This is a genomic window from Chryseobacterium sp. Leaf405, from assembly GCF_001425355.1.
Classification (GTDB): Bacteria; Bacteroidota; Bacteroidia; order Flavobacteriales; family Weeksellaceae; genus Chryseobacterium.
The window spans coordinates 82,939-94,771 of record NZ_LMQN01000020.1 but is presented as its reverse complement, the minus strand read 5'-3'; the positions used below and the strand labels follow the sequence as shown (position 1 = coordinate 94,771).

Here is an 11,833-nt window from a genome sequence, read left to right as displayed (position 1 = left end):
ACAATAGAAGACAGGATTTCCTGGTCAAAGGAAATCATTTATTTTTTATTTTCATGATATATTTTAATCGACGATTAATTTGAATGTTTTTATAATTTTCCCATTTTGGGTTAGATTAATCAGGTATGAACTTTGAATTGGCAAATGATTGATAGAAGATCTTGCATTATCGCTCACCTTATCCAGTGCAATCAATCTACCACCACCATCATATATGGAGATAATTAAATTTTCAATCAGTGGGAAAGTAACCGTAAAGTTCTGATCTTTTTTCACCGGATTTGGGTACAAAGTAATTTTCGTAACTTCCAGTGAAAGATCCTTTCATTATATTGGCTATCAGAGTTTGAGTTAGAACGCGGATTAATATCACTTACTTTTTGATTTTTTAAACCCACTGCAAAAGTAAAATGGGCTTGATCAGTAGAGTCAAAAGCATCTAAAAATCTACTTTATTGAAAGTAACATAATTTTCATTTTCAACTCCTCCAATTTTTTTAATCTCACCGTTGTATTTCTTTATTAACATCCAGTATGAAAGTGGAAGTAAACGTGGATTAATAGACTCTTTCGTGATTCTCACTCTGTAATCCGTTTGGAATTTTATTCCCAATGAAATTTATTTCCAAATTTCGTTCTAAAATCTCCAACCCTTTTTCATTTTTTAAAGACATTGCTTTATTATCATCCGACCAGATCACAAAATTATGATTGTCAATAATGCTGGGATTTTCAGAATTCGTCCTTTTAATATCGTTTATTCCGATTGCTAAAAAAGGATTTGCCTGATTAGATGATTGTTTCTGATAAAGTTCATTACCATCATCTCTTCCTAATCCGGTTGGACGGTATTTATAATCTGCATGTCTTTCCGAATCCCAGATTACTTTGCCATCACTTTCGTAGTATTTTCCTTTTTCTAAAGAAATTCCGTACTTAATAGAAAGGTAGGAATGAATTTTATTAAGATCCATCACCTTGGCTTTTCTGGGCAGGAAAATCATTTCATAAGATTCTGATCTTCAAATTTGATCTTTAGACTGTCCGCTTTTTCGTTCCTGGAATCAGCTATTGCTGTATAAGAAAAGATACTAGGCCTTTTGCCAATTTCTTTCAGATTTTTATCTTTGGTATATACATTATTTCTTAAAGAAACATTTTTGTCTATGTTGTTCCAGATCAGCTCGTCTTCTTTTGACATGTGAACCAGACTTAGCGTATGACTCTTGTTTTTGCTGTATTTAATGTATTTTTTAACAAGCTTGTCCTTAATGCCGCAATGAAAATTAATAGATTTTCATCCCTGCACCTTGTAGCTTCCCGAGAAGTAAATCAAGAAAAAAAACACTTGAAACGTTAAATTTTGTTAATTTAAAAATAAGAATACTTGCTATGCTATTCTTTTCATTACTATTTATCAATAAATTTGTTTAATAATATAATTGATGTAAAAATCAATTTTATGGCTTGTACGACTGAAAAACAATTAAATATACGATACATTTAAATACATAACTATCTTAATTATTTTTATAAATACCTTATAATATCAGGAATAATATCTTTTAAATTTACAAAAGTTCAATATATTTGTTTTGATATCATTCAGCTAATTTCAATGAGAAAAAATTTTGGATTTTTATTATTACTATTACTTCCATTTCAGGCTTACAGCCAGGAACTTTCGGCGGACGAGCTATTCGCAAAAGCCAGAACAACAGCCTTCGAAGAAAAAGATTATTCCAAATCTATTGAGATTGCAAAACAGGCATTGGAAAAAGCTCCCAATTACACAGATATATCTGTTTTTTTAGGGAGATTATACACTTGGACCAAAAATACCGCTGAAGCCAGAGCTATTTTCGAACAACTATCTAATAGAAATGTTCAGGATGAAGATTATTTCATTGCATATGCTTCCTTGGAATACTGGAACGATGACAATATGAAGGCTGTACAAATTATTGACAAAGGACTTATCTATCAACCTCAGTCTGAAGCGCTCTGGCTTTTAAAAGCAAAAGCCTATTATGCCAATAAGGATTATGCAGAAGCTGAAAAAGCGATCAAAAATCTTTTAGCCATTAATCCAAAAAATACAGAAGCCAATAGTCTAGCTGTGAAAATTAATGATCTCACCTCCAAAAATGCCATAAACATTACCTACAATTACTCTCATTTTGATAAACAGTTTACCGATGATTGGCATATCGTAGGTGTAGGTTATAAAAGGGTAACCTCAATAGGATCTTTTATCTTAAGAGCAAATTATGCGAATAAATTTGCCGAAAACGGTACACAGATAGAACTGGAAGCTTATCCCAGGCTATCAAATACATTTTATCTTTATGTAGGAGGGGCATATTCTAATGATGTCGGTATTTTTCCAAAGTACCGTACCGGCGTTTCTTTGAATGCAAATCTTCCGCATAGCTTTGAGGCAGAAATTGGTTACAGGCAGCTTTATTTCAGCAATAATATCTGGATGTATACGGCCTCAATAGGAAAATATTATAAAAACTTCTGGTTTAATATCCGAACTTACCTTACACCCGGCAATAAAAATATTTCTCATTCTTATACGGGCACAGTACGTTATTACACAAAAAGTGCGCAGGATTATTTTGCATTCCAGATTGGTACGGGAATTAGTCCAGAAGAATCCCGCAACAACCTTCTGGAAAATGAAACTTTTAAGTTAAAAACCTTTAAAATAGGCGGTGAATATAATTTCTCTATGAAAAGAAATCTGTTTTCAATTGGTACAATGTATTATAATCAGGAATATCGACCTAATGAAAAAGGAAATCAATTTGACATTACATTAGGATACACCCGAACGTTTTAATCCATTTATTTGACTGCTTTTTTCATAAAATTGGTGAATACAGAATCAGGTATCAGTTTTTTAGTCTGATAAAATTTAGAATTCATTCTTTTAAACTGATCAAAACGACCGTTTACCTTTTTGAAAATCTCAGAATTATTGAGTATGTCTTCTTCAGAATTATTGAGTATGAAAAGATTTCCATTATGTAAATAATACTTTTCTGAGACAAAATCTGTTAACAGACTCTTACTCTGCATGATCGGAATATCACTTTTACTGATCTCGGAATCCGGAGCAAGACCTTTACCTACCCACGTTACAGTAGACGGAGTGTGTAGATTGTAATTTTTGCGGTAATATGCCAAAATGGAAGGAGCAATATCAAAGTGACTCATTGTTTTCTGGAATCTTTTCGACTCATTCAACAGAGGCGAATAAATCATCATCGGTACGTGGAATCTGTCTATTTTAGACTGAAGAAGAATCTCCGGCATACTGTGATCTCCTGTGATGAAGAAAATAGTTTTGGCAAAATCCGGTCTTTTACTATAATTTTCAAAAAAATGTTTCAAAGCATCATCCGCATTTAAAACCGAGACTAGTTGTTTTTTGTATTCTACCGCCCATTTTTTTTGTTCGGTGGTCAAAGCATTTGATTTTAATTTCTCATTGTATATCTTTTCATAATAATCTTTATTATTTATTAAAAAAGGATGATGCGTAGAAAGTGTGAGAATCATGTTAAAATAAGGTTGCGTCTGAACCTTTTGTTTTTCAAGCACTTTTTTGAAGACTGCCTGATCTTCATAGCCCCAGCTTTCATTATCGTCATTGACAGGAAGTTTGCGATAAGAAGCACCATACGAACCTATATCAACAATATTATTTACTTTATTGTATTCCAGATATTCTCTGTATCCATCAAAAATAAGATTTCCGCCATAATAAAACCCGGTTTCGAACCCATTCGATTTTAATACATTGAAAAGATTAAAATGATCAGGAGTTTCTTTAATTTCCAGAAAACCATTTTTTCCAAAAGGTAAAGATCCTGTAAGTGAAGGTAATGCTGCAAAAGTTCTGCCGGCAGAGCTCAAACTATTTTCCCAAAAAAGACTTTTATGAGAAAGGGAATCAAGAAAAGGTGTGAAATTCCCAATATACCCTTTTGGAGATGTATAAGCATGACCAAAACCTTCCAAAACAACAAATACCAGATTAGGAATCTCATCAGATTTATTTAAATACTGTCCCAGAAAGTCTGGTGTATCTTCTTTTCTCCAAAAAGGATATTCGTCGTTAAGCATATTCTTATTTAATACCATTTCATTATCATTATTGATCAGATCTGTAATTTCAGGATGATCGCTGATAAAATTTTCTTCGTTGGCTTTAAAGAAATATCCCCATTTACTTTTGGCAGCATTTTGATTGAATTCATTTAAATTATTAAATCCTAAAATATCTACTGGAACAAAAAAAGCGATCAAGCCTATTGTTAAAAAGCCAATTCCCGGATAAATAGATTTGAAACCTGAGCGCCCCGACATAAATAAAGGAATTAGCGACACAGCCAATAAAATTGCCAGTAATGCATAATTTTGAAAAGTAAGCATTCCGCTCGCCTGTAGGATTTGTTTTAATTCTGGCTTGCTGTAATATATAAGATCTGCGCCAAGTAAATTTCCCGATTCCGAAAAATACAGAAACAGCAAATATTGTATGACAACAACTAACCCACAGCTAATTACTGCTAATGTTTTTGCCCAACTTTCTTTAATGAAATTTAGTATAAGATATATGATACCAAACCCAAACATCAATTCAAATATAAATACTACATTATCCAGAAAAAGCGATCCAACGATAGCAGATGAATCCACTTGTGTAAAGACAAACCGATACCAGAGCCACTCTGCAGTAATTCCCAAAAGAAAAAGAATACTGAATACGGCAGCAAAAGCACCCCATTTCCTGAGACCATTTTTCAGAATTGCCCAGATTTTTTCTTTTAAAGGTAAATTTTTTGTATTCTGGCTGAAGCCCTGTCTCGTCATCTCACCCCAGCCATGCGACTTTTTAAAATAATCAATAAATCCACTCACTCCTGCCCTAACGGTAATCGGATGAAAGTAAAAAGGCTCCGAAAAAGCAGTGACTATTAAAGACAAAAAATCTTTTCTTTTGCTATAAACCTGATGACTTACCATATCTACCAAAATTCCGTAAACAGAATACAGGAATCCCATAGAAAGTACCAGTGCCAATAAAATTAAGAAGAAAGACCAATTGATGATACCAAGAATAAGAAAAATAATAAAAACAATGTAACCTGAAAATTCTACTAATGGACCCAAAAATTCGAAAAAGAACCAGTAAGGAATGCTTACCATTCCAAGTTTCTTGTATTTAGGATTCAACATCAGCTTGCGATGCTTCCAGAGTGTTTCTATCGTTCCGCGCATCCAGCGGTTCCTTTGTTTTTTCAGAATGTCTTTTGTTTCCGGAACTTCTGTCCAGCAAAGCGGATCAGGAATCGTAATGACTTCGTAAGGTTCTTTGCGCTCTTCCATGTACCGTCTCATTCTTACCACAAGCTCCATGTCTTCACCTACAGTATTTTTATCATAACCGCCACATTTCAGCACTATTTTTCGGTCGAAAACACCAAATGCTCCCGAGATCAGGATCAATCCTGAAGCACGCGACCATGCCATTCTTCCCAGTACAAAAGCTCTGATGTATTCTAATGCCTGCGTTCTTCCCAATAACGTTTTCGGCATATTTACGCTTACCACTTTTCCATCTTCAATAACACAGTTGTTCGCAAGACGGATAACCCCTCCACAGGCAATAATTTTCTTATCTGTCTGCTCCAAAAAGGGTTTTGCCAGTTTAAGAATTGCATCCTGCTCAAGAATACAGTCTACATCAATACACACGAGATAATCTCCGGAAGAAACATTGATTCCTACATTTAATGCATCTGCCTTCCCTCCATTTTCCTTATCAACGCAAATAAGTTTTTTGAAAGCCGGATTTTTACTTTTATAAATTCCTCTGATTTTGTTGGTCTCAATTTTACCCTGTACAAAATAAGAGACACATTCCAGATCATAGGCTTCGATCAGTTTTTGCATAGAATCATCTTTGCTTCCATCATTAATGATGATGATCTCAAGATTATGATAATAAAGAGACAGCAGAGATCTAACGTTTTCCACAATAGTCATTCCTTCATTATACGCCGGAGCAAGAAGGCTGAAAACCGGAGCATCGGGATTAGCAGCAATGATGCTGTAATCTGTAAATACATTTTCTTTTTTATATCGTAAGACAGCTCCGAATGCGTAAATGCCTATCCAGCCATAAATAATCGCCACGGCAGCTCCATACAATAAATAAAGCCAAATAACAGTTTCATAGACAATGTGTGAAAATTCTAACATACTTTTTCCTGCAATGCGTATTTAACAATTTGAATTAATTCTTCCGACAAATCTTCCCGTCTGGCAAGTTCAGATAAATAGCCCTGGTGCCCCAAAGAATAAAGACCCTGAGCCGCATTTACTTTTATACCTGAAGTATTGCCTTCCAAAAGTTCATGCTTGAGTAAACCTGTACAGGAATTGTCTTTTGAAACCTTTATAACGCGTAGAATTTCAATACGTACTTCTTCAGGCTGATCTTTATATATTGTGGAAAGATATGCTACTGTTTCAGGATTATCAAGTGACATTAAGGTCTGTATGCCTTTTACTTTTATCTCATCAGAAGATGTATTGAATAATTCTGTAATTTTAGAATAAAAAGAAAGGAGCTGAAACTTTTTTATTAATTTAAGCGTAAAAATAACCACTGAATCATTGGCACTTCCCATCCATCTTTCAATGGTAATATCGGAATCTACCGGTAAAGAAGAAATCGAAAGAAGCAATTGAAGCTGCTGCCATTCTGATATCTTAGATGAAAAAGTGTCTAAGAAATGTAACCCATCAAAGCCTTTAAGTCTTACCATCGCATATTGAGCCTCCTGATAAACCTGATGAGAAGGATGAGACAAAAACAAAGAGATCATGGGTACAGCCTCTTCCTGATCCATTACTGCAAGCTCGCGTATTCCCTGGGCTATAAGATTTATTTTTTTCTGATTGAGTTTGCGAATCGCAACGTCACTTAGATTATATTCTTTAAATAAATTTCTAATTTTATTTTTTGCAGCGCCCGAAAACTTTTTTTCTGAGTCGACCAATCTTTGAAGAAAAAGTGTTCTGAAAGATTTTATTGTGACTAAGATATTAAATTGTGAATCGACCGGTATTTCTTCATCTGCAAAAACAATAACTTCAGATATTTTTTTATCAATAATACCGGACCAGGCTGTTGCTCGGGCAGATTCTTTATATTCAATAAAATTATAAAGAAGCACAACAATGACCAATGCCATTACCAGTGACAGCATTACAATAAAGACAATAAAAAGAAAATGTACTGAAGAAATTAGCATATATTCTATTTAGGTATGAATCTTTTAATTCTCAACATCAATTCATTAGGACTGAAGGGTTTTACAATAAAATCTGAAGCCCCGAGATCAAAAGCGTTTAGCACTACCTCTTCCTGCCCCATACTAGAAAGCATAATGACCGGAATTTGTTTTCCCATAGATTGTATGGCAGAAAGAATTTCAATTCCTGAAGCAAACGGCATCATGATGTCGGTAATAGCCAAATCAACATCCTGTTCTTTTAAGGTTTCGATGGCTTCTTTACCATTGCGGGTTAAAATAACTTCATGCCCTTCTTTTAATAACTTATGCTCAATTGTTTTGAGAATCAGTTCGTCGTCTTCGGCGATCAAAATTAACATAGCTTTTAGTTTTATTGTATTAACCTTTTTATTATATCCAATCCTATTGTTATTTCTTCTTTGATTTCTTTTTCCATGGCTGAAAAATCTATATTTTCATCAGCTTTTTTCTCCCATTTCAATGCACATTCCGAAAGTCTGAAAAGACCAGCAGTTCCGGCAGTGCCTTTAAGCTTATGAAGGATTATTTTGGCATCGACTGCATCTTTTACTACCACAGCAGTCCCAATATTATCCTGTGTTTGGATAAGCTCGTTAATCACAAGGTTTAAAAATATTTCTTTGAAGTCGTCATCACCACCAATCTGCTCATTCAGCATATCCATATTGATGTAATTATCTGTTACTGTTTTAACATCTGAATTTATGTCAGCTTCGTTATCATCTTTAACAGCAATATACTTTTTGAGCATTTCTGAAAGATCTGTCTGTCTCAGAGGTTTTGGAAGGAAATCATTCATCCCTGATTCTAAACATTTTTCTTTTTCCCCCAACACATTTCCGGCCGTCACACCAATAATAGGAACATTTTTATATCCCGGTAACAGACGAATCTGCTGTGTAGCTTCAATACCGTTCATTACAGGCATCTGTACGTCCATCAGAATAATAGAAAAATCTTTTTTCTTACACGCTTCCAGCGCTTCAAGACCATTTACAACTTCTGTTAAATTTGCATCGGGTGTAAGTGATTTCATCATCCTGTTATTCAGAACCATATTCACCGGATTATCATCTACCAAGAGGATTTCAAGCTCTTTCATAAAAGAAAAATGTTCTTTTTCAGAATGTTCCGGAGCTGCAACTTCTATTATGTTATTCTGTGCCACACGTCTTAGTGTTTTATAAAGATCATCAGACTTAATGGGCTTCAGGAGAAAATAAGAATTGTCTTCTTTTCGGAAAGAATTAATAACATCATGCTCCTCCGAAGAGGTATGAAGAATGACCAAAGGTGAAGTCTCATTCCGTTCATTAAATAACTCTCTGATCTTAGCAATGGTTTCCAAACCTGAAATTATCGGCATATGATAATCCATCAGTATCGCATCAAAATGTTCACCTTTAAGCAATATCTGTAAGGCTTCCATTCCGTTGGCTGCCAATGTAGATTCTATATTTTTATAAGTAAGCATGTGTTGAAGAATGATTCTGTTTGCTTCATTATCATCCACCACAAGCACTTTTTTTATAGTAAGATCTTCTTCTCTCAATTCTGATATTTCATAAGGAATTTCAATATCGAAGAAAAATACAGATCCTTTTTCAGGCGTACTGATCAACGATAGATGACTTCCCATGTATCCCAGAATATTGTTTGATATGGTAAGACCAAGACCGGTCCCGCCATAACGTTTGCTAATAGAACTGTTTTCCTGAGTGAAGGCATCAAAAATATGTTTCTGCTTTTCAACAGGGATACCTATTCCCGTATCTCTTACAGAAAAACGCAGAACAATGTTTTTGTCATCCATGCGGAGTTTTTCTACCTTCAGCTCAATTTCGCCTTTTTCCGTAAACTTAACAGCATTACCAAGAAGGTTGATCAAAATTTGCTTTAATCTGGATTCATCAAGTAACAGTGTTTTCGGAAGCCCAGGCTCTATATTAAGAAGAAGCTCTATGTTTTTTCTCTGAGACTGATACAGAATGACATTAATAACCTGGCTCACCATGTCGTAAACATCGCTTTTCTCAATCAAAAGATCCATTTTACCGGATTCTATTTTAGAAAAATCCAGAATATCATTAATAATGTTCAGAAGATTTTCTCCGGATTCATTAATATAATTAAGGTATTGAGTCTGAATCTCATTGAGTGGGGTTCTTAAAAGAAGATCTGAGAATCCTATAATCCCGTTCAAAGGAGTACGGATTTCATGGCTCATATTTGCAAGAAATTCTGATTTTGCTCTACTTGCGGTATCAGCGATTTTTTTTGCATTTTTAAGTTCTTCATTGGTGTGTGCCGCACTGGTAATATCCTGTACAGATACAATCACCCCTCCGATTTCATTATCCGAAAGATACCATGGACCCACCTTGAGATCGAAATGCTGAATTTCTTCTTTGCCATCAATATTGATCGCAAAATCTTCATTTATATAAGTTTTGCCCTGCAAAGCAGCATGATAAATTTCTTTCCTTTCTTCAGGAATGTTTGGTGATAAAACAAAAAGATTCTTTCCGATAATATCCTTCTCATCCATTTTGAATTCCTCTCTCCATCGGCTGCTTACAGAAATATAATTAAGATCTTTATCAAACATCGCCACAGCAACCGGAACATATGTTACAAAAGATTGCATCATGGCTTCTTTTTTAGCAATATCAAGAAACATTTTTTTGAAGACATCAATATCCTGAATTATACCGAAAACCCTGCTGCAAACACCATTTTCAAACTCCGGAATTGCTTTTACCCTTACCCAGATTGTAACTCCATCATTACGAACTAGTTGAAATTCATCATCATATGGAATTCCTTCTGTTATTGCTCTATTGAATAAGAATTTAACTCTTTCTCTGCTATCTTCTTTATAAAAACCAATGGCATTTTCGAAATCAGGCTGAAAGTCGTGACTTATCTTATGAATTTCTTTTGTACTTTGCGACCATAATACGGTATTTTTTTTCAAATTTACTTCCCAACCACCTACTTGAGCTACAGAACTTGTCTCTTCCAGCATTTTTTTTGTATGAATCAGGTCTTTCTCTAAAGCCATTCTTTCAGTGACATTCAACGCTGTACTTACTGTATAAGGTTTTCCTTCTTTATCTATCTCGACCAGGTTGTGATACATCCAGACCTGCTCTACGCCATTTTTTGCCTTCAGAATCATGGTTCCGATGTCTTCCTTATTTTTATTAATCCGATCAAGATATTGATTTAAAGAAGGCCAATTATGCTCAGGAACAAGATCTCTAAGATTTAAATTTTTCACTTCATCTACAGAATAGTGCAGCGTTTCTCTACCTTTTTCATTGACAGCAAGAATATTACCTTCCATATCGTGCATACTCATCAAACCGATAGCATTTTCAAAAAAACTTCTAAAGCGTCTCTCTGAGCTTTCCAACTGACTTTTTTCCTCCGTCTGTGAAGTGATATTGATTCCGAAACAGAAAATTTCAGAAAGTTCCTGATTGGGTTTCAACACCCATTCTACAATCACAGAACTGCCGTCTTCAATTACTGTAGAAGTAGTAAAAGATATTTCGTGAGCACTCTTAAAATCTTTAAGTTTTAGAAGTTCGTCCTTATTTTCTTCACCGAAAACCTGGTTGAAACCAAGCCCAATTGCTTCTTCTTTCTTTAATGAGAAGATTTTTTCGACGACCGGATTGAAATCTTTGAACTTCAATTCGTCATCCAAAACACAGATCAGATTATTGGATATATTGAAGAGCTGCTGAAAATATTCTGCATATATTATCTTTCTCTTTGTCGTTAGAAGGTTAGAAATAACATCTGCAAGCTTTTTGAGTGCTGTAATCTGACTGTCTGTTATCGTTCTGGGCTTATAATCAATCACACAGATTGTGCCTAGCGCAAAACCCTCGTCGTCAACAAATGGTATACCTACATAAAATCGTATCCCTCCTTCCAAAATTAATGGATTATTCCGGGATCTGTCATCCAAAAGGGTATCATTAATAATCACAACCTCTCCGCTTGCTATTGAATACTGGCAAACCGTATTCTCGCGCTCTACAGAATCAATCTCCAGACCTATACAACTTTGGATAGTCTGCGTCTCACTTTCCATGATCGCAATTAAGGAAGCAGGACAATCGGCAATAAGACATGCAGTCTCTGCAAAAACATCAAATTGAGGATCTTTGCCTAAATTCAGGAGATCAAAAAATTCTAATTTTTTCAATCTTCCTATCTCATTATCAGGAATGATATTATTCATCATATTAGCGACTAAAATATTTAAAATTAAATAAATATCATTATAATATTTTTAAAAATAACTTTTTATAAAAATATTTATTTATAAAACAATTACAAGTTTACAAATATAATAATCCCTACTTATTTAAAAGTCATTAATAAAATGATAAAAATATTGCTCTGAAGTTGATAGATTATAAAATAACATCTGCTTTCACAAAGAAGCAAAGTTA

Annotated in this window: 8 protein-coding genes; 1 reads left to right on the top strand and 7 read right to left on the bottom strand. The window is 34.4% G+C overall.

Translation table 11 applies throughout. The features are described 5' to 3' along the window. Positions 1-63: 63 nt before the first annotated feature. From ASG22_RS19805 to ASG22_RS19795, 3 genes are all read right to left on the bottom strand, one after another. Complete coding sequence (locus ASG22_RS19805; protein ID WP_262483963.1) at positions 64-291, bottom strand: T9SS type A sorting domain-containing protein; 228 nt, start codon at positions 289-291, stop codon at positions 64-66. A gap of 266 nt (positions 292-557) precedes the next feature. Continuing rightward, positions 558-1,004 carry a hypothetical protein gene (locus ASG22_RS19800; RefSeq protein ID WP_055988339.1) on the bottom strand — a complete coding sequence of 149 codons (447 nt, stop codon included), beginning with the start codon at positions 1,002-1,004 and terminating at the stop codon, positions 558-560. Continuing rightward, a complete protein-coding gene (locus ASG22_RS19795) occupies positions 1,001-1,201 on the bottom strand; it encodes a hypothetical protein (RefSeq protein ID WP_055988337.1) in 201 nt (66 codons plus the stop codon). The genes ASG22_RS19800 and ASG22_RS19795 overlap by 4 nt, the downstream gene beginning before the upstream one ends. 417 nt (positions 1,202-1,618) lie before the next feature. Here ASG22_RS19795 and ASG22_RS19790 point away from each other — a divergent pair, with 417 nt between their 5' ends. Next, positions 1,619-2,848: a YaiO family outer membrane beta-barrel protein gene (locus ASG22_RS19790; protein ID WP_055988334.1), complete on the top strand. Its 1,230-nt coding sequence runs from the start codon at positions 1,619-1,621 to the stop codon at positions 2,846-2,848. A 5-nt stretch (positions 2,849-2,853) separates the two neighbouring features. Here ASG22_RS19790 and ASG22_RS19785 read toward each other — a convergent pair whose 3' ends face one another. The 4 genes from ASG22_RS19785 to ASG22_RS19770 are packed head-to-tail and all read right to left on the bottom strand — an operon-like array spanning position 2,854 to position 11,622. After that, positions 2,854-6,279: a sulfatase-like hydrolase/transferase gene (locus tag ASG22_RS19785; RefSeq protein WP_055988332.1), complete on the bottom strand. Its 3,426-nt coding sequence runs from the start codon at positions 6,277-6,279 to the stop codon at positions 2,854-2,856. Then, positions 6,273-7,337 carry a hypothetical protein gene (locus tag ASG22_RS19780; RefSeq protein WP_131726222.1) on the bottom strand — a complete coding sequence of 355 codons (1,065 nt, stop codon included), beginning with the start codon at positions 7,335-7,337 and terminating at the stop codon, positions 6,273-6,275. Before ASG22_RS19780 ends, ASG22_RS19785 begins: the two co-directional genes overlap by 7 nt. Positions 7,338-7,342: 5 nt before the next feature. After that, positions 7,343-7,699, bottom strand: coding sequence for a response regulator transcription factor (locus ASG22_RS19775; RefSeq protein ID WP_055988329.1), 357 nt, complete (start codon positions 7,697-7,699; stop codon positions 7,343-7,345). Positions 7,700-7,710: 11 nt separating this feature from the next. After that, positions 7,711-11,622, bottom strand: coding sequence for a PAS domain S-box protein (locus ASG22_RS19770; protein WP_055988327.1), 3,912 nt, complete (start codon positions 11,620-11,622; stop codon positions 7,711-7,713). Positions 11,623-11,833: the final 211 nt, after the last annotated feature.